Here is a 20,754-nt window from a genome sequence, read left to right on the forward strand (position 1 = left end):
TTGTCATAAACACGGCCTGTGCTTTTCATTAAATGAAATAGCTTTTCCCAGCGTTCATCGGTTAGCATAAGTCTTGGCATGGCTTGAGGTTATGGTTACTTTTGGCGAAGCAAATTATAACGTCTTGTCATGCTGTCTAAAAATCACTCTCGAAAGATCAACAGACCCTAAAGAATTGACTCAAAGTCGGTGATAACACGCTTAGTATTATTATCGTTATTTCAGCAGCGGTGATGCCTAACCAAGACGCTTCATATATAGGAAGAAAACCCTCAAAAACCCCGTCATTTGGGCGTTGTTAATCCGTTAGGGGCATCACTCAATCGAGCATTTCCCTTTATTTGTGGCATTTTTAACGGTAATCTTGGGCAAATAATGAAAAACACCTGAAATAGACAGAAATAATGAGTAAAACCACGCCTATCGTTCACAAAACCCGCACCCAATTAGTTGTTGAAGTGCTTAGAGAGAGAATTCTTTCAGGGGACATAGCCGCAGGGGAACCACTCAGACAAAGTGCCTTAGCTGAGGCGTTAAATGTTAGTCGCATTCCGGTAAGAGAAGCATTATTACAGCTTGAAGCTGAAGGACTGGTAAAATTCGAACCTCATAAAGGTGCTACAGCAACAGTTTTATCCGTTGAGCAAGTCACCGAACTGTTTGAATTACGCGCCATGATCGAAACCGATCTGCTCGCAAAAGCTATACCTCTACTTCAAGACGCCGATTTAAAAAACGCAGAACGTGTACTCGAGCAATTGGAGTCAGCCTTCAAACATGAAGATGCCGTCGCCAGTTGGAGCGAGTTGAATACGCAATTTCACACTTGCTTATATCAAGCGGCTAATCGCCCGCACACACTTGAGGTTGTTCGCAGCCTCAATACCAATTGTGATAGATACATTCGTTTGCAGTTATTGCTCGCTGGGGGGATTCCAGCTGCAGAGCATGAGCACAGGGCATTGCTTAACTATTGCAAACTAAGAGAAACAGAAAAAGCGACGGCGCTATTGCGCCATCATATTTTGCATGCCGCAATGACAATTCGAGAACTCGTCGCCAAACAGGCGGTCTAGCTCACGGACGACCATTACTTTTGCCGATAAGCTTTGTTGTCGATTCAAGGCAGCACCCAGGTTCTGCCTTTTTTATTTGAGAGAAACCACCATGCAGTACGCCACTATCACAGGTTGGGGCAAATGTGTTCCACCAGCCACCCTAACCAATGATGATCTTGCGACCTTTATCGAAACCTCCGATGAATGGATCAAATCTCGCACCGGCATTAGCCAGCGCCATATTAGCCATGTTAACACCTCTGAACTTGCTTCTGTTGCCGCACAACGCGCGCTAGCAGCAGCAGGTATCGATGGCAGTGAAATCGATATGATCATTCTGGCCAGTGCCAGCCCAGATACGTTAATCCCCAACATAGCCTCGACTGTACAAGCGAATATTGGCGCCAGTTGTGCAGCGTTTGATATCAATGCGGCTTGTAGTGGCTTCTTATATGGCTTAGGTTTAGCCAGCTCACAGATAAAGAGTGGCCAGAGCAAGAAAGTATTGGTCATTGGTGCCGAGCGTCTTTCTTTCTATTTAGATTGGTCGCGCCGAGATACCGCGGTGTTATTCGGTGATGGCGCAGGCGCTGTTGTCGTTGAAGCGACAGATGTAGCTGGCGGTGTGCTTGGTTATGAGCTGAATAACGATCCAGAAGGTCGTGATATTCTGAAAGCGGGCTTTGGCACGGCGATGGACAGATTCTCAGCCGACTCATTGGACTTTTTTATTGAATTCGATGGCCAAGAAATCTTCAAGCGTGCGATTAACGGAATGAATAAATTGAGCACAAAAGTGCTTGAAAAGTGTGGCGTTGATAAAGATGAAGTGGATTTAGTGATCCCGCATCAAGCTAACGAGCGTATTATCGATACGTTAGTCAGTCGGATGAAAATTCCCAAAGAAAAAGCCTTCGTTAACATCGCTAATTATGGTAATACCTCGGCAGCGACCATTCCAATTGCGATTTGTGATGCATTAGAGCAAGGCGTTATCAAGCCAAATCAAACCATACTTTCTTGCGCCTTTGGTGCAGGACTAACCTCTGCCGCACTCCTGCTGCAATGGGGAGAGCGCGTGACACCGATTAATATCAGTGATGCAGAGCTGCCACCTTGTGATAAAACAGGTATAGAGTTAGTTAAACGCGCAGTAGATTATTTTTGTAAGCCATAAGCCATGTTTGACTAACCCCAAAAAAAGCCATCTATTGAGATGGTTTTTTTCGTTTACGGCCTTCTATAACATAATCATTTAGACGTGTACTTAATTCGGCCATGAACGGCAATGTTAAACGAGGAGCGGTTAAGCAGATTGATGTAATACATCCGCTACGGTAAGTTGCGCACAGCCGCCCATTGCCGCCATTTGTGCCAGCAATAATTCACCACAAGCTAAAGCATCGGTCAGGGCGCTATGTGCACTATAAATGGGTAAACCATAACGTTCACGGCAAGCACCAAGACGTAAACTGCCCTCTTTAATAGCACTGTGCTGCCGTAATAAGCGATGTTTTTCAAGCATTAATGTATCAATAGCGGGTAATACAATGGCTTGATGGTAAATGGTTAATAAATCCTGCTGCAGAAAACGGCAATCTAAGGGAGCATGGTGCGCTACTAACACGCGGCCATAGGTTTGATTGATAAACCACGTCATTGCCTCTTCAATCGTCACAGCCTGTACGAGATGATTATCGAGAATACCGTGTATGGCCGCACTTTGGCCGACACTACCGCGAATTTGCACTAGCTTTTGTTCCGCACGCGCCAAAGGTATTTCACCGCGCTCAATCGGCACAAGTCCAATACTGAGTATTTGATCTTGCTGCGGATTAAGCCCTGTCATCTCCAAATCCATCGCCATCAAAGGTGCTTCGGATAACGGCATAGCTAGCAGTGGTAATAGCGATTGGTAATACCCCTTAAATAACTGATGTTGGCATCGTAATGTCCGCCAATTGAGCTGAGTTTTAAGCAGCAGTGTGTTCATATTAAAAACTGCGCATAAATTTCATTTTCATCCCAGCCTGCGCCTCATGCACCACCTTAAAGGCATCTCGTAACTGATGACGAACCAGCGATGACAAGTGTGCGGGCAATAAGTAATTACTCACCTTTAGCCCTTGGTTATGTTGGTAACCTTGATTTGATAACCGCATATGAGCAATAAACTCGTGAGCATCGGCCAGATTAAGTGCATCTTTACGATTAAGGATATTTGCCTCCATCAAAGCACGAATACGTTTAGCGGTATTCACCTCTTTGATCCCAGCAGACAAAGCATAAACACGGGCGATATCATTGATTAAAGCATTGCCCTTATGCTTCAAATCTATGCCTTTAACTTCGCTACCATCCCGTTCAAGCACAAATTTGCGGAAAAAGCCGAGCGGTGGCGACTCCACCAGCGAATTACCTGTCATGCCCGCGAGGAAAATATCATTATCGCGGGTTTGAGCTAAGACTTTATCCTGCAGCGCATCAAATAAGGTTTGTGGACCGTACACCGAGCGCATGTCAAAGAAGATGCTGGCGTGCATTAACGCCTTAGGCTCAGGCGTTATGACCCATTTTTCAAATACCTGTTGCCACTGTTTAAGCGACATTCGCCACTGTGGGTTTTGCGCCATAATGTTGCCGGGGCAAAAATCATAACCGCATTGGTCAAGCCCAGCGCACACCGCATGAGTTAAGGCATCGAAATAACCTTTGGCAAAATCGTCCATTTCTTCAGCGACTAAAAGGCCATTATCTTGATCCGAGCACGCCGCCTGATCTTGGCGCCCCTGCGAGCCAAACGCCAACCAACAAAAGGCCATCGGTGGCTCGCCGAGCAATTGTTGATTAAGCACGATTAAGCGCCGCGTCAGCGCATCGGTAACGGAGGTTAATACTCGGCCAATTTCTTCGGCTCTGGCATCGGCACTGATCAAGTTTTGCAACAACAGCGAAATTTGCCTACTCACATTGATTAAACTGGCCAGATCTTGCTGACGTTCAATTTCACCAATTAACAACAGTGGCTGTGAGCCCTGCCCGCGTAAAATATCGGTACTGGTCACCATGCCGAGAGTTTTATCTTGATCGATAATCGGTAAATGATGAATGTTATGCTCACTCATCAGCAACATAGCTTCAAAAATCAACGCATTCGATGAAATAGAAATCGGTGAAACCGTCATCGCTTGGTGCACAGCAACACGACCATCAAGCCCAACTGCTAATACCCGATTACGTAAATCCTTATCGGTTAAAATACCGACTAATTTGTGATTGTCCGTCACCAATAAAGATGACACTCGGCTATTGCGCATTAACAGCGCAGCCTGCGTGACACTAGCATGGGCATCAATGATAATCGGCGTCGATGACATTAACGTGCTGACTCGACTGGTTGTGGTCAAATCTTTTGCCTTAAAGCGTCCCTCATGGCGCAGGCGTTTAGCAAACGCGCGAGTAAAAAACTTATCGAAATCGCGGCTCTCACTTCTGAGTTTATCGAACAAGGTTTGAGGTAGATGATAGACCAAGCTATCTTCTAAAATAGCAACCTTATTAACCACTTTCTCCCCCGATAACAAAGTGGAAAAACCAAAAAACTCCCCTTCGCCGGCTCTATCTAGCAGTACACCATCGGGATCGCGCACTTCAAAAGCGCCACTGCGCACTATATACAGTTTAGGGGTATTGATATTAAAGGTGACATAGCCAGAAGCCTTACTGTAATAGCCAACCGTCACCGCCTTAGCGCAGCGCAGCAGCGCATCTTCGGCTAGAGTGTCGAATGGCACTAACCCTTGTAGAAATTGAACGACGGGTTGTAACTCGCTGGCATTCATGACCACACCTTATTTTTAAGCAGAATTTTTACCCTTATATAACCACTATAACCTGCATTATCACTATGCTACATTCGACTAAAGTCAGCACAGGGTTAATTTAATTGATTCATCAAAAACGCGGCAGTACCTAGACTAAAGGCTTACAACAGCCCGGCCAAAAGTCATAAAAAAGAGCGCCGGAGCGCTCTCTTATAATGAAACTCATCATTACATCATCAGATTAATGATCACTGGCTTCACCTGAACCTTTAGGGAAACGAATCGATTCAACCATTTCTTGAACATGTAATGGCGTTGCAGCTGTCACTCGGCTCACTAATGCAGCCACACCAAAGTTGATGAGCATGCCTACCATACCAATTCCTTCAGGCGAAATACCGAGGAACCAGTTAGCCGCGACGTTACCCGTTGGGTCAACAAACTTGAAGTAGATGATATAACCCGCAGTAAACAGTAAACCCGTCAACATACCAGCAATAGCGCCTTCTTTGTTCATTGTCTTAGAGAAAATCCCCATAATAATCGCAGGAAACAGTGACGATGCCGCCAAGCCGAAGGCGAACGCTACCACTGCAGCCACAAATCCTGGCGGATTCACGCCAAAGTATCCCGCAATCACAATACCGACACCCGCTGCCACACGAGCAAACATCAGCTCTTTCTTATCAGAGATATTTGGCATTAGGTTTTTCTTCAACAAATCGTGTGAAACCGACGTTGAAATCACCAATAACAAACCTGCCGATGTCGATAGTGCAGCCGCCAAGCCACCCGCAGCCACCAATGCGATAACCCACGCAGGTAAGTTAGCGATTTCTGGTGTAGCTAATACGATAATGTCGTTATCAATCTTCATCTCGTTTTTGCTAGCAGGATCTTCAATCTTGCCTGACGAGTAGTAAATCTTACCGTCGCCATTTTTATCATCCCACTTGATTAAACCGGTTTTCTCCCAGCTTTTGATCCAATTTGGCGCAGACTCATAAGCCACACCTTTAGCATCTGGACCATTAATGGTTTCAATCATATTCACACGGGAGAAAGCCGCTAAAGCTGGTACAGTCGTGTACATAATAGAAATAAACACTAAGGCCCAACCTGCTGAAATACGTGCATCTTTTACTTTAGGCACAGTAAAGAAACGCACGATAACATGCGGTAAGCCTGCAGTACCGACCATCAATGCCCCTGTGATACAGAACACATCAATCATGCTCTTAGAACCATCGGTATAAGGCGCAAATCCTAATTCAGTGGAAACATTATTGAGTTTCTCTAAAAGGTATACGCCACTATTATTACCTGCAGCATCTAGCAGCTCTGCACCAAAACCGATTTGCGGCACAACGTGGCCTGTCATCATCACTGAAAGGAAAATCGCAGGTACCATAAAGGCAAAAATCAGAACGCAATATTGGGCAACCTGAGTGTAAGTAATACCCTTCATACCACCAAGTACAGCGTAGAAAAAAACCACCGCCATACCAATATACACACCAGTGTCAACGTCGACTTCTAAAAAGCGCGAGAACACCACACCCACACCGCGCATTTGCCCCGCAATATAAGTAAAGCAAATGAAGATAGCGCAGATAACCGCAACCGTACGCGCCGCCTGTGAGTAATAACGCTCACCGACAAAATCAGGTACCGTAAACTTACCGAACTTACGTAAATATGGTGCCATACACAGGGCCAACAAGACGTAACCACCGGTCCATCCCATTAAATACACGCTGCCGTCATAACCTGTAAACGACACAATACCCGCTAGCGAAATAAATGATGCCGCCGACATCCAGTCTGCCGCCGTTGCCATGCCGTTCACAACAGGGTGAACACCACCGCCAGCAACATAGAACTCTTTAGTCGAACCCGCTCGGGTCCATATCGCGATACCAATGTAGAGCGCAAACGAGAGCCCTACAATAATATATGTGAGTGTTTGAACATCCATTTAAAAGCTCCTTAGTCTTCTTGTACGTTATATTTTTTATCTAAGGCGTTGGCTTTTGCCGCATAGACAAAAATAAGCGCAACGAATACATACATAGATCCCTGCTGTGCAAACCAGAAACCTAATTTGAATCCCATAAAATGGACTTCATTGAGTACATCAACCAATAAAATGCCGCATCCAAAAGAGACGACGGCCCAAATAGCCAATAGGAACAACACGAGACGTATATTCTCGCGCCAGTAGCCTTTAGCCTTGTCATTGTTTTCAAAACCCATAGTGACTCCCCTGTGCTGTTTTAATTTTAAGTCATGTTTAATCTAGCAACAGCTGGAGTGACCACAATCAAGACCTTAGTCTAATTTGCGACTAAGCTCACGACGGAGAAGTTGAATAAAAACTTAAAATCAAAGAGTTAACAATGATTTTACATTTAGATACAGCTTCAAATATTTCAACAGGTTAGACCAATGTCGAACAAGGAACGGGGGAATTTCAGGATATTTACGCCAAGTTAGGCGCTAAGGTGACTGAAGAGGGGCAATAAGATATTGTCCAAACTCGCAAAAAGAGTAAAACCAATAGAGAAATAGTCATCTGTAATGCGTTATGGTTTGAAGTTTTAATGAAGGGTTAACTGCTGCTGTAGATGCGATTCTATGCATCAACAAACGTGGTATTGGTTATTATCTTTCATCATGTTGACGCAAGAGATTTAAGATAAACCCCAACATAAAAATAACCCAACTTAGGTTGGGTTATTCACTCGAGGCTAAAACAGGTTTATCCTCACGTTCAATTATGGTATTAGTTGAATAAATCTAAAAAATTTCAACTAATTTAATGATTTAGTGGCTAAGAATTTAACTAACTCGGCCAATTCTTCAGGGCTATGGTCTGTTGAGGTCAACATATAGCGACCATTTACCAGTAATGAAGGCACGCCCTTGATACCTGAAAGTTCAGTTTGAGAGTCATAATTCATCAGGGTAAATTTAGCGTCAACAGAAGTCATTGCAGCATCCACATCATTGACTTTGGCCCCTTGCGCGATGAAAAAAGCTTTAACTTGTTCAGGTGTGGTAAACGGTTCACCTTTCTCATGAATTTGCTTAAAAACAGCCAGATGCACTTGATTCGTCATCTTTAATTTTTGCGCTATATAATAAGCAAACTGGCTCAATTCCCACGCAGGACGCCCCACGCCAACGGGTGTACGTTCAAAAGCGATATCTTTGCCTAATAATTTTACTGTTGATGCCATTAGTGGATCTTGTTTATAACAATGAGGGCAATTATAAGAAAAAAACTCTCGCAGCACAGGCTGTTGTACTTCAGTAATACCCGTAACGGTGACGTAGTCTTTGCCCTCTTCAAAGCTTGCAGCCTGCAAAGAAAAGCTAGCAGTCAGCATTAATCCACATACAAACACGGTCATGGGTAGAACTCGATTAAACACATTCATTTGATAGTCTCTTTTTATGAGTAATTTTTTATATAAGGATTACGCCTTCGCTTAAGTCAAACTTGAAGCCAAAAGATAATCTAAAAATATCGACTTTTACCTTTAACAATAATTAACCTTTTTAGCATGCTGCAAGCATATCCAATGGCGAAGCATACTGATAACGAAAGCCCAAATCTGTGACAATTGCGTCAGCTTGAATGACTTTACTTGGCATAGATTGTTGATTAAATTCGGGCGCAACTAAGCCTAAAGACTGTGCGGCGGCTTCATAAAACTCAGATTTTTTAGGGTGCAAAGGCGCACACAGATTATAAATCGGCGCGACAGATAACCCCGAACGCGTGGCGGCGATAATCGTACTCACTGCGCGAACACAATCATCAAGGTGAACTAAATTCACTGAAATATTAGCACCACTCACGTCGGTTTTGCCCGCCAGAAAACGGCCAGGGTGGCGCTTTGGACCAACAAGACCAGCAAAACGGACAATACAGGCATTGGTTTGAGCTTGGAATAAGGCTTCTGCATCGAGCAGGATTTGACTATCACTCGATTCTGCTACGGCATCTGCTTCGGTCATTAGCTTATCTTGAGCAGGATACACACCCGTAGTGCTAATAAACACAATCCGTTGATATTGCCAACCTTGGGTTAATGCGATGAGTTGTTGTAATTCTTCAACATAAGCGGCGTTACCACGCTTTAATCGAGGCGGAATGTTCACGACTAAATAATCGGTCTGAAATAGCCCCGCTAACGCTTTAGCATCGGGCGCACTTAGTGCATCGCTACCTAATTCCAGCGGATAAGCTTCAATCCCTGCTGTAGTTAATTCTGAAAGTTCATCCACACTGCGCTTACAACCTGTCACTCTGTAACCCTCATGGACCAGCTGTTTTGCTAAGGCAAAGCCAAACCAACCACAACCGACTAAGGCTACACTTTGTGCTAGCGCACCGTTTTTTGCTGTTACATTCACCCTATTCATCCTATGAAAGCCAAAAATCAAAGGATAGAATACGGAATTTAGTGCATAAGGTTCAAGTTTGAAGCGAACTAAAATAAAAACTAATGCCTTTATCGACTTGCAAGCTCCGAATAGCCCCTTCGGTTAGCTCTTCTGCTTTAATTGCCTGTTGAATGGTTACACCTTCGTGGATCAAAAAACGCAGCGTGGCATCACTTCCATCTTCTTTGCAAGCCCACACTTGCGGTTGACTGACCTCTTTTGTCGTCATAATCACTTTTGCAATATAACCATCAGACAATTTGACTATGGTGCCTGGTGGATAAATGCCTAGTATTTTAACTAATACTGAAATTAAGGATTCTGCATGTTTACTGGCATGATTTTTAAACAGAAAACCTAAAGCAATTTGGGGAGACATTATCTGTTGACCACTAAGCTGCTGATCGTAATCATTCGCTAAGCTCACAATTTGAGTGGTGATCGGGATCTTATTGCCAGTTAAACCATCAGGAAAACCCGAGCCATCCACAAACTCATGGTGGTGTAATACGATATTAAGCACTTCTTTAGGGAACAGTCCGCAACGATTAAGCATATCAAAGCCGAAATTAGGGTGCATTTGTATGAAATTGGTTTCTTGTGGTGTTAAAGCGCCATGCTTGCGGCGGATAGCCTCTGGAATTTTGAGTTTACCAATATCGTGAAATAAGCTACCGAGGGCAATATCACCTAATTCTTTAGGTGCTAAATCAAGGGCGTGGCCAATCATCATCGCCAATACTGCCACTGACACCCCGTGCTGGGTCACGCTCACCTCTTTTTCATCCATCCCCACTAAGGTAAGAAAAGGTGTGTCGACTTCCTGTAAATGACTTAATAAGTCTTGTGCTAGTACGGCCGATAATCGATAAGCCCCTTCGGGATCGCTGACGACTTTACCGTAAACATCTCGGCAATTATTCACACTCATTAAAAAACGCTTCTGACTTAAGCGTATCGCCTTACGGGTATCAGCCTTGAGATCCCGCTCAGGTTCGATTTCTATCTCATCTTCGGTATCAGCTTTAGCAATATTCGGTTTGGTATTCAATTCAGACAATAAAAAAACGTAAGTCACACCTAACCCACGGATCATCTCGATTTGAGCGTCACTATTAACCTCTACTCGATTAAATAAAAAGGGGTGATTAGTCCACGACAAAGGCAACTTAACTGTCATGCCAAGCTGAAGTTCTGATAGTAATAACTTTTTTTGCGGTACTTTTGCCACGCAATATGACTCCTTCCAAATGTGATGTTATCGAGTAACTGATGACATCATCAATTAATCGAGCCTGCACATTTAAGCTAAGTACATATAACTATAGATTATTTAAAAAAATTGAACCGCCAAATAAAAGCATAATGCAGATTGAATAGAGGGTAAGATATATAACGCATCACGTAAAAACGACTTAAACACAAGCATAACAACAGCTTAGTGAATGACTGTTAAAGTTTGGTTTTATCTTCTTTAGTCCAATCATTAAGGTAATAACTCAGTCGTTTCGATTTGAGTAGGTATATGCTGGACCAGAACAGCATCAAAGCATCTAAAGCTAAGCTCCAATGAAACAAAAACTGACTGTGAAGTAATCTTTGTCCGAGCAAGACAGCATCAAGCACTAATAATAACCATAATCCCCACTTCAAATGCACAAAAACCGGTATTAACCAATAGGGCGAACGGCGACGCTCAGCAATCACCACCAGATAAATCAATACGGCGCCCAGCCCTGCTGCCAGTGCCAGTAAAAAATCTGATTTTTCGGGATAAAAAATCCTTACCAACCCAGAGCGGTCACTCATTTGAGTCAGCGATGCAATAAAAATGCACCAACCGCGAGCAAGGTAAGCCAATAGAATATAGAGAAATATCGGCGGTTTAATATGCCCTTTGTCATCGAGCCAAGTGATGTGACTAAAATTCAAATTGATTTCCAATGAGCAAAAAACAGCATATACATGTTAATCATAATGGTGGCAACCGCAGCAAATTCAATCGTGTACGCCATAAAATTGGCCGTGTTTTATACATTTCAAACGGCTAAAAATAGTTTTTTAAAAGAGTTTTTTGAAAAGAGTGCTTTAAAACAAAGCACTATTTTAATACCTAACAGTTAATAAAGTTTCACCCATAAAAATGCTCAGCCAAACGACCTTTCCGCTCACAACTATCCAGCATTAGCGGCAAAAAGAGCTAAAAGACCCTCTTCATCAATCACTTTCACCCCGAGTTCTTGTGCTTTAGCAAGCTTTGAACCCGCAGCCTCACCCGCAACTAAGCAATCAGTATTTTTTGAGACACTGCCAGCGACTTTCGCCCCCAGTGCCTGCAGTTGTGCTTTAGCGTCATTACGATTGAGCTGATTTAAGGTACCCGTTAACACCCATGTTTGGCCTTTAAGCGGCTGTGCCTCTGTACTTGGCGCTTCTATGGCGGGCCAATGCACACCAGCGGCAACTAAGGCATCGATAACTTCAAGATTATGGGGCTGGGCAAAAAAGTGGGCCACATGTTGGGCGACAACAGTACCAACGTCTTCTACTGCAGTTAACTGCTCAACGGTGGCCGCGCGCAGCGCATCTAAACTGGCAAAATGCGCGGCAAGGTTTGCCGCCGTTGCTTCGCCAACTTCGCGAATACCTAAAGCATACAAAAAACGCGCAAGCGTAGTCGTTTTGGCCGCTTCAATTGCAGCGGCCAAATTGGTTGCCGATTTCATCCCCATGCGGTCAAGCATCGTCATCATAGAAGCTGTGAGTTTGAATAGATCGGCCGGACTTTGAACTAACTCTTTATCAATCAGTTGCTCGACAACCTTATCGCCCATGCCATCAATATCGAGTGCCTTACGCGAGGCAAAATGCTTGATCGCTTCTTTACGCTGCGCCTCGCAGAATAATCCACCGCTACAGCGAGCCACAGCCTCACCTTCAAGACGCTCGACTAAACTGCCACACACAGGGCAATTATGCGGAAATACAATGTCAGTCGCCGTTTCAGGACGTCTTTCTGGCACTATGGCAACAATTTGCGGGATCACATCACCGGCGCGGCGAATAATGACGGTATCGCCGACTTTAATACCTAAACGAGCAATTTCATCGGCATTGTGTAATGTGGCGTTTGATACTGTTACGCCACCCACAAACACCGGCTTTAAACGTGCGACTGGCGTAACGGCGCCCGTACGCCCCACTTGAAAATCAACCCCTTCAAGTACGGTCATTTCTTCTTGCGCAGGGAATTTGTAAGCTATTGCCCAACGTGGAGATTTTGCCACAAACCCTAACGTTTGCTGCTGGGCAATATCATTAACCTTCATCACCACACCGTCGATTTCAAAGGCTAAATCACTGCGGCGAGTTAAAATATCTTTATAGTAGTCATAAACTTGGCTTAACTCATCGCAAACCTTTACTTCACTACTTACTGGTAAACCCCAAGATTTAAGCTGCTGTAATTGCTCGAAATGGGTTTGGCCTAGTCGATGAGAACTTGGCTCAACGACGCCCAAGGCATAAGCATAAAAAGCCAAAGAGCGCGCCGCGGTAATTTTACTATCAAGCTGACGTAAGCTTCCTGCCGCCGCATTGCGCGGGTTAACAAACAGCTTCTCATTTTTAGCCCGCGCCCTCTCGTTGAGTGCCTCAAAGGCTGCTTTAGGCATAAAAGCTTCGCCGCGCACTTCAACCAGTTCAGGATAATCTTGACCACGCAATTTAAGCGGTATTGATTTGATAGTTTTGACATTTTCGGTAATATCTTCACCGACGCTACCATCGCCGCGGGTCGCCGCTCGCTCAAGCACCCCATTGCGGTACAAGATACTCACGGCAAGACCATCTAATTTTGGCTCACAGCAAAAACTCACATCACCGACTTTATCAGTAACACGTTTATGGAATGCACTGAAATCGGCTTCATCGAAAGCGTTATCTAAGCTCAACATAGGTTTGAGATGGGTTATCTGAGCAAACTTTGCCAGCGCCATCCCGCCCACTCTTTGAGTCGGTGAATCAGCAGAAATAAAATGCGGATATAGCGCCTCTAATTCCAGTAAACGCTGCATCAACCTATCGTACTCAGAATCTGTGATGCTTGGGGCATCATCCACATAGTAACGAATATTGTGCTCGTTCAGTGATTGGCTAAGGGCCTGCATCACCTGCGGCGCATTTTCAGCGGTTACTGTGTCAGAAAGGAGTTTATCGAGTTGAATGTCTTGCATAGGTTTATCCAGATTTTTAAATCACAAAAGTAGACTGCAACAAATGAGGCCGCGATTGCGGCCTCATTTATACATTAATGTCGTTTTAGGCGTTAGCGCGAATACGGTGTAAGTAGTCTTGCTTTGTAAACTCACCCCAAGGTAAACGCTGGCCGTCCAGCACAACCGCATCAATATCATCTGCAAGTTGACGGGCAGAATTAAGCATAATAGAAAAATTCATTAGAGCGTCACCATAACAAGGTAAAGTCATGAAAAATACCACACCTTGAGTAGTAAACTGCTCCATGTTATCGGGATCGAACACGCCCGGCTTTAACATGTTCGCGATCGAGAATAAGACTTCACCGTTACCTGCGTTATCCACATGGCGGTGGAAAATATTCATATCGCCATATTTAAAATTTAAGGTTAAGAAACATGGCAATAATTCAGCGCCGTTTAGTTGTAGGCCATCTTTTGCAACAACATGCAAAACTAATACGTCACGTGGCTCGCCTAAACTCTCTTCAGCAACCGGCTTAACTACCGCAGGTTCTTGAACAACAGTTTCTTGAACAGCAGGTTCTTGAATCGTATCTTTATCATCGGACTCATCAAATAGAGCCGTTTGCTGCGGAGTTGTGCGCTTGGCATATTCTTGTTCTGCCGCCTTTTGCGCCACAATGGCAGCATGGGATTGACCCATTAACGGCGCTTGCGTGTTAACAACAGGCTCTTGTCGCGACACTTTTGGACCACGGTGCTGTTCTTTTGCCACCGGAGACTGCAAGCTAAAATCGCTCGGAGCTTGCATAGGCTCGTGTATCGCTTGCGTTGTTAATTCTGCTTTAAATCCTGCAGGTTTAAGCTCTGCAAATTTTACTTCTGGCGATTTAAATTCGGGCTTAGGCTCTAGTTTTACATCCTGTTTTAAATAGGGGTTTGCTGCGGGAACCTCATTATTAGGCGATAACTCACCCGCCTTGCGAACTCGCACCGAGCCTATCCCATCGGCATCAAATCCTTCAGAATCGATTCGCTTAGGCTGTGGTTCACCTGATTCTGACTGCTTTTTATAAAAATTGCTCATGGGGCTATCTTTCAATGATTTAGGCTGTTGTTTCCTGATAGACCAAAATCCATGCACCAGCACAGCAACTATGGCGATGGCGCCTAAAACGAATAATACCAGTTGCAAATCTTCCATTGGTTACCCTGTTTTTCTTCTAGTTATCCAGCGTCAGCCATTGCCACCGCTTGCTCTATGTCTACCGCGACTATACGAGATACACCTGGCTCGTGCATAGTCACGCCTATGAGTTGGTCAGCCATCTCCATGGTTATTTTGTTATGGCTGATATATATAAATTGTACGCTTTGTGACATTTCTTTCAGTAATCGACAGAAACGTTCTACGTTGGCATCGTCTAAAGGCGCATCCACTTCATCTAACATACAGAAGGGAGCAGGATTCAGCCTAAAAATAGCAAATACCAATGATAAAGCGGTTAAGGCTTTTTCTCCACCCGAAAGAAGATGGATTGTACTGTTCTTCTTACCCGGTGGCTGCGCCATGATGGTGACGCCAGTTTCCAGTAAATCATCATCGGTTAAAGCTAAATATGCCCGACCACCACCAAATACTTTAGGGAACAAGCGTCCGAGATCTTCGTTGACTGAATCGAATGTCGTTTTAAAACGGCTTCGGGTTTCTTTGTCTATCTTGCGAATCGCTTCTTCTAGCGTAGCAAGCCCTTTATTTAAATCGTCATCTTGATGATCAAGATAGGATTTTCGCTCACTTTGCTGTTCAAATTCTTCGATCGCCGCAAGGTTAATGGCACCTAAGTGAATAATTTTTTGCCGAATTTGATCTAAATCACGCTGCCACAGGTCTGGGTTAGCCTCACCCAGCAGGTTTTCAATAATTTCAGACAATACAATTTGCTGTTCTTGCAAAGCTTCAAGCTGGCTATTGGCCTGACCTTTTATGCCTTCACGACGTAACTTTAACGTGCTGAGCTTTTGAGTCAAGCCCTCAAGCTTACCAAGTTCTTGTTTTTGCTTTATTCCTATACTATTTAATGCATCAGTAAGAGAACTTTGTTGTTGTCTTACGTCTTTTAATCCCTGTTGCTGTTGATGCTGTTGTTTGAGTAACTGTGCTAATTGCTCCGTCAGTTGCACACTATTTTGCACACCGTTCAACTGAGCAATTTGAGCCAGTTCGGCTAATAGTGCTTCGCGGGCGTGGATCAACTCATTAACGCGTACTTGTTGTAATTCAATTTGTTCCGTACTCACCGCAATGCGCATAGTTACGGTTTGCAGACTTACGGCTAGCGTCGATAGCTGACGCTCAACCTCAGTCATGCGTGTTTTTAATGTTTGATGGCGCGCACTATCGGCTTGTGAGTCTTGGCTGAGCTGTTGCTGAATATTGATACTCGTCTGCAGGGCCTCATCGAGTTCGACCTCTTGTTCGGTTAATAGTTCTAAATGTGCAGACAAACCCTCAACTTCTGCCACGCTACGGCTTAACATAACCTCGAGTTTGCTTAACTGTTCTGCTCGAGCGGTTAATTGCTCAGTTAAGCCGCTGAGCTGCATCGACTTAGTGGCTTTGTCTAACTGTAATTGATGACGTTTTTGCGTGCCGTCGGTCAATTGTTGCCTTTGCTGCTGCAACATTGCCGCAAGTTCTGTCATCACAGCTTGCTGTTCATGCAAACTTTGTTGTAAATCGAGGATATTTTGCGCTAACTGAGTTTGCTCTTTACTGAGCTGCACCAGTGACTGTCCGCCCTCTATCTTACTGATTAAAAAGCCTTGCCCCAGTAGATAACCATCGGCAGTGACAATCCGTTCATCGACTTTTAGCTTGGGTAGCAGTTGCTTAGCCACATGAATATCTGTTACCCACTTAAGACCGGTTAACCAAGGCGCTAGATTGACCTTAGCCTGCAGAAACTCACTTTTGGTTGATTGCAACCCCAACGCCTGAAAACCTATTTCGGTTTCAGCAACGCCAACAGGCAAGGTCAACAACCCATTCAAGGCCAATTCGGCGGCAGTTTCCCAACCATTATCAACAGTTAAACTTTGCCATAACTGCGGCTTATCGCTTTGTTGCTCCTGCTTTGCTAACCACTGCTCAACCAGCTCATGGCGTGCTTTAGTCGCGGTTAATTGCTGCTGAACTTGCTCGGCGCTGTGGCGGGCTTCATCTAAGGCTTGCGTACTTGCGCTTACCAAGGCTTCTTGTTGCTGGTTAACCTCAACTTGCAGTGCGAGCACATTGTCGAGCCGGTCAACCTCTTGTTTAAGCGGTGCGATACTCGAGGATAAATCATTATCGACTAAGGCAGACAGTTGCGCTCGTTGTTCACTGCTTTGTTGCTGTTTTTGCTGCAATAATTGCTGCTGATGCGCTAACTGACTGCGGCGCAGCTCAAGCTGCAACTTGTTTTGTGCAACCTCAGCCGCCTGTTGACACGCGGCCTCGGCTTGTTGCTGGCTACGCTCTAGACTCATGTCCCATTGGGATTGCAGCTCGTCGATAATTTCTTGCTGTTCATCATGCTGCGGCCCAAGCGTAGCAAGTTCAAACTCTAACCCACTAAGACTCGCTTTATAGCCGTTGAGCTTGTCAGTATTTTGTAGGATTTGGTTTTTCACTTGGCTTAATTGGGTTTCAAGCTGGGCATCGCGCTGCTGTTGATTTTGTAATTGTTGCTCTAACTTGGCGATGTCAGTGCCGGTCAGATAATAGGCTTCAACCGCGCGCTGCTCTTGCTCTGCCAATTGCGCGAGTTGTACTTGTAGCTCAGTTGTTTGCAACTCATCGGTTTGCGCCAATGACTGCGCCGCAGCTTGCTGTACTTCGATGCTACTTATCTGCTCAGATAAGCCCATCATTTGCGCTTGCAGCTCTTGATAACGCATCACGAGGAGTTCAGCATGGGTCTTGCGCTCGGCCTGTTTCAGCTCGCGGTATTGTTTGGCGGCCGTGGCTTGTTGCGCCAACTTATCAAGCTGCTTACCTAGCTCACTGCGAATATCTCCCAAGCGTTCGAGGTTTTCACGGGTATGGCGGATACGATTTTCAGTTTCGCGGCGACGCTCTTTGTACCGAGAAATCCCTGCGGCTTCCTCAATAAAAGTACGTAAATCTTGCGGTTTTGATTCGATCAGTCGTGAAATCGTGCCTTGTTCAATAATCGCATAACTACGGGGGCCAAGGCCTGTGCCCATAAATAAATCGGTAATGTCTTTACGGCGACACTTTTGACCATTGAGAAAATACCAAGACTCGCCATCGCGGCTGACTTGGCGCTTAACGGCAATTTCTTCATAACTGGCATATTGACCCGCGAGGCGACCGTCTTTGTTTTCAAAAATGAGTTCAACACCCGCCATAGAGACAGGCTTGCGCGCGCTTGAGCCGTTAAAAATCACATCGCTCATCGAATCGCCGCGCAGGTTTTTAGCCGAGCTTTCGCCCAGTACCCAGCGCACGGCATCAATCACGTTCGATTTACCACAGCCATTTGGGCCAATAATAGCGGTTAATGCCTGTAAAAAAGGAATTTTTGTGGTATCAACAAATGACTTAAAGCCGGCAAGTTTTATCTGTTTTAATCTCATGGTGCCAGTGATTACGTCTCTGAAGTTTGGCCTAAAAATGGCCTAAGTTGTGCAAATGCATTCTGTGGCTAACTTTAACAAAGCGAGCGGCATTTTGTAACGCTTTTTATTGAATTCATGCGGTTTTTAGCTTGTTATCTGACGATGAGTTGCTCACAATCGCAGTTATCTGTATCTCAACTTTTTGGAAATACAATATGACACAGAAAACCACCGCTCCCTTCCCCGTTAAAAGTGGTGTTAACTACTTTTTTGATGGTTTTAGTTTAATCAAACGCAAGGGCTTACGGACTTTCGTATTTATCCCGTTAATGATTAACCTACTGCTATTTGCGGGCGTCATTTATGCGGCAATAGGCCAGTTAGATACCCTATTCACTTGGATGAATGCACAAATTCCCGACTATTTGAGTTGGTTAAATTTTTTGCTCTGGCCGCTCGCCGTGACCACTATGCTGGTAATGCTCGCCTTTGTGTTTAGCTCAGTGATGAACTGGCTCGCCGCCCCGTTTAACGGCTTATTAGCGGAAAAAGTCGAGCAGTTATTAACAGGTAAGCCACTGAACACCGGCTCAGGTATCGATTTAATCAAAGATTTGCCACGTATTTTGGGCCGAGAATGGATCAAGCTTAAATATTATATTCCCCGGGCACTGGTGTTTTTGTTGCTGTTTTTAGTGCCTATGGTGGGACAAACGCTAGCACCGATTTTATGGTTCCTGTTTAGCGCCTGGATGATGGCGATTCAGTACTGCGATTATCCCTTTGATAATCATAAAGTCAGTTTTAAGGATATGCGCTTTGCGTTGAATCAAACCCGTGGTACCAGCTTTAGTTTTGGCGCCACAGTGACGTTATTTTCGATGATCCCTATTGTGAACTTTATTGTGATGCCGGTTGCCATTTGTGGCGCGACTGCCATGTGGGTGGATAAATACCGCGAAACCTATCGAAACGCCGCCATTGCGCCAGAGTAAATGACGGATAAAATAACAAAAAAGCCTCAAATGAGGCTTTTTTTATGTCTACACATAGAGTGTTAAGCGGTTTACGCTCGGTAAGGCGAATTAGCTCTTTTGTAAAATAACGCTACCGATAGAATATCCCGCGCCAAACGAGCTCAATAAACCTAAATCACCCGCTTTAAAGTCGCTGGAGTATTTATGGAACGCAATCACAGAGCCCGCAGATGCGGTATTGGCGTATTCATCTAATACCACTGGCGCTTGTTCTGGTGACACATCGTCGCCTAACAGTTTTTTCACCACAAACTGATTCATATTGATATTGGCTTGATGCAACCATAAACGCTTAAAGGACTGCGGCGTTAATGCTTGCTCTGCTAGATGATCATCCAGATGCTGATAAATCATCGGCAGCAATTCTTTAAACACTTTGCGACCTTGTTGATGGAACAGTTTGTCGGCTTGATGAGCAGCACTGGGATCGCAGCGATTCAAAAAACCAAAATTACTGCGAATATTGTTCGAGTAATCTGTAAAGCAGCGGCTTGAGAGGATTTTAAATACACTGTCAGACTGCGCCAAGCTTTGTTCTTCTAACACTAACGCTGTTGCTACATCTCCAAAAATAAAATGGCTATCACGGTCACGATAATTCACCTGCGCCGAGCAAATTTCAGGGTTTATCACTAACACTCTTGAGGCTGAACCCGTGGCAATGGCATTCGTCGCCGCAACAATGGCAAACGTCGCCGATGAACAAGCTACCTGCATATCGTAACCGTAACCACGAGTGCCTAACGCACGTTGAATTTCAATCGCCATTGCGGGATAGGCGCGCTGCGTATAAGCGCAGGCAACAATCACCAAATCAATCTGCTCCGCCTTAAGATTAGCATTTTTAAGCGCCATCAATGCCGCTTCAACCCCAATTTCAGCCTGCATAGATAACTCGTCGCTGCTGCGCTCTGGGATTAATGGCATCATCACCTCAGGATCGAGAATGCCTTCTTTCACCATCACATAGCGGTGCTTAATACCTGAGGCTTTCTCAATAAATTCACTTGATGAGTAAGATAAGGCTGCCACATGGCCTTGCTCAATTGAGCCAGCATTTTCAAGATTGAAAATATCCACATAAGCGTTAAAACTTTCAACCAAGGCTTCATTCGAAATACTGTGGGGCGGCGTAAATAAGCCACTTCCCGAAATCACGACCTGTTTCATAGTTGCTCCAAACGGGTGCTTGTTATAAGTTGAGCAGCAATGGCATCATCTCTTGTATGCACAAGAACTATCTTTAAGGTGAATCTATGCTTGCTGCTATAATCGTTACTTTTTAGATATTTGTGCTAAGTCTATCACGATTATTAAAGATTCTTGTCTTGGATTAATGGTCAACTAAACATCGCAAATAGCCGTGTTCAGTAAACTAACGCGTACACAAATAAATTATCATTCTAAATGTAACAATACTTTATCATCGGTAAAATAATGGCACATTATAAACAGACGACTAATCGGCCTTGCGAATAACAGCACATGCTTTAATAACTAAATAGCATAACGAAGAACAAACAATCACTTCTAA

Annotated in this window: 15 protein-coding genes and 1 pseudogene; 3 read left to right on the top strand and 13 right to left on the bottom strand. The window is 44.5% G+C overall.

Annotated elements, in window-relative coordinates:
- Positions 1-80: pseudogene (locus ACRN9H_RS06915) on the bottom strand (IS5/IS1182 family transposase); the annotation flags it as partial.
- 324 nt (positions 81-404) lie between these two features.
- Between ACRN9H_RS06915 and ACRN9H_RS06920 the strand changes: the two are divergent.
- A complete protein-coding gene (locus ACRN9H_RS06920; RefSeq protein WP_432313052.1) occupies positions 405-1,076 on the top strand; it encodes a GntR family transcriptional regulator in 672 nt (223 codons plus the stop codon).
- A gap of 91 nt (positions 1,077-1,167) precedes the next feature.
- The gene (locus ACRN9H_RS06925) at positions 1,168-2,235 is read left to right on the top strand and encodes a ketoacyl-ACP synthase III (protein ID WP_432313053.1); all 1,068 of its coding nucleotides are present in this window, start codon (positions 1,168-1,170) and stop codon (positions 2,233-2,235) included.
- 129 nt (positions 2,236-2,364) lie between these two features.
- Here the strand turns inward: ACRN9H_RS06925 and ACRN9H_RS06930 are convergent, their stop codons facing one another.
- The 11 genes from ACRN9H_RS06930 to ACRN9H_RS06980 form a co-directional block, all read right to left on the bottom strand.
- Positions 2,365-3,051, bottom strand: coding sequence for an exonuclease domain-containing protein (locus ACRN9H_RS06930; protein ID WP_432313054.1), 687 nt, complete (start codon positions 3,049-3,051; stop codon positions 2,365-2,367).
- Position 3,052: 1 nt separating this feature from the next.
- On the bottom strand, positions 3,053-4,900 hold the full coding sequence (locus tag ACRN9H_RS06935; protein ID WP_432313055.1) for a DUF294 nucleotidyltransferase-like domain-containing protein: 1,848 nt from the start codon (positions 4,898-4,900) through the stop codon (positions 3,053-3,055).
- Positions 4,901-5,123: 223 nt separating this feature from the next.
- Positions 5,124-6,860: a sodium:solute symporter family protein gene (locus ACRN9H_RS06940; protein ID WP_432313056.1), complete on the bottom strand. Its 1,737-nt coding sequence runs from the start codon at positions 6,858-6,860 to the stop codon at positions 5,124-5,126.
- Between the two features lie 11 nt (positions 6,861-6,871).
- The gene (locus tag ACRN9H_RS06945; protein ID WP_220774626.1) at positions 6,872-7,138 is read right to left on the bottom strand and encodes a DUF4212 domain-containing protein; all 267 of its coding nucleotides are present in this window, start codon (positions 7,136-7,138) and stop codon (positions 6,872-6,874) included.
- Positions 7,139-7,695: 557 nt separating this feature from the next.
- Positions 7,696-8,325, bottom strand: a complete 630-nt coding sequence (locus tag ACRN9H_RS06950) for a thiol:disulfide interchange protein DsbA/DsbL (protein ID WP_432313057.1) — start codon at positions 8,323-8,325, stop codon at positions 7,696-7,698.
- A 121-nt stretch (positions 8,326-8,446) separates the two neighbouring features.
- Positions 8,447-9,307, bottom strand: coding sequence for an NAD(P)-binding domain-containing protein (locus tag ACRN9H_RS06955; protein WP_432313058.1), 861 nt, complete (start codon positions 9,305-9,307; stop codon positions 8,447-8,449).
- Between the two features lie 61 nt (positions 9,308-9,368).
- Positions 9,369-10,568: an HD-GYP domain-containing protein gene (locus tag ACRN9H_RS06960; protein ID WP_432313059.1), complete on the bottom strand. Its 1,200-nt coding sequence runs from the start codon at positions 10,566-10,568 to the stop codon at positions 9,369-9,371.
- 221 nt (positions 10,569-10,789) lie between these two features.
- Positions 10,790-11,269, bottom strand: coding sequence for a DUF2919 domain-containing protein (locus ACRN9H_RS06965; RefSeq protein ID WP_432313060.1), 480 nt, complete (start codon positions 11,267-11,269; stop codon positions 10,790-10,792).
- A 242-nt stretch (positions 11,270-11,511) separates the two neighbouring features.
- Positions 11,512-13,572, bottom strand: a complete 2,061-nt coding sequence (ligA, locus tag ACRN9H_RS06970; protein WP_432313061.1) for an NAD-dependent DNA ligase LigA — start codon at positions 13,570-13,572, stop codon at positions 11,512-11,514.
- 85 nt (positions 13,573-13,657) lie between these two features.
- On the bottom strand, positions 13,658-14,761 hold the full coding sequence (zipA, locus tag ACRN9H_RS06975; protein ID WP_432313062.1) for a cell division protein ZipA: 1,104 nt from the start codon (positions 14,759-14,761) through the stop codon (positions 13,658-13,660).
- A 23-nt stretch (positions 14,762-14,784) separates the two neighbouring features.
- On the bottom strand, positions 14,785-18,201 hold the full coding sequence (locus ACRN9H_RS06980) for a chromosome segregation protein SMC (protein ID WP_432313063.1): 3,417 nt from the start codon (positions 18,199-18,201) through the stop codon (positions 14,785-14,787).
- 197 nt (positions 18,202-18,398) lie between these two features.
- On the opposite strand from ACRN9H_RS06980, the gene cysZ reads away from it, so the two are divergent.
- Positions 18,399-19,178: a sulfate transporter CysZ gene (gene cysZ, locus ACRN9H_RS06985; RefSeq protein ID WP_432313064.1), complete on the top strand. Its 780-nt coding sequence runs from the start codon at positions 18,399-18,401 to the stop codon at positions 19,176-19,178.
- Positions 19,179-19,268: 90 nt separating this feature from the next.
- Here the strand turns inward: cysZ and ACRN9H_RS06990 are convergent, their stop codons facing one another.
- Positions 19,269-20,390: a beta-ketoacyl-ACP synthase III gene (locus ACRN9H_RS06990; RefSeq protein ID WP_432313065.1), complete on the bottom strand. Its 1,122-nt coding sequence runs from the start codon at positions 20,388-20,390 to the stop codon at positions 19,269-19,271.
- Between the last annotated feature and the right edge of the window lie 364 nt (positions 20,391-20,754).

It is taken from the genome of Shewanella sp. MF08487, assembly GCF_050848685.1.
GTDB classification, from domain to species: Bacteria; Pseudomonadota; Gammaproteobacteria; order Enterobacterales; family Shewanellaceae; genus Shewanella; species Shewanella glacialipiscicola.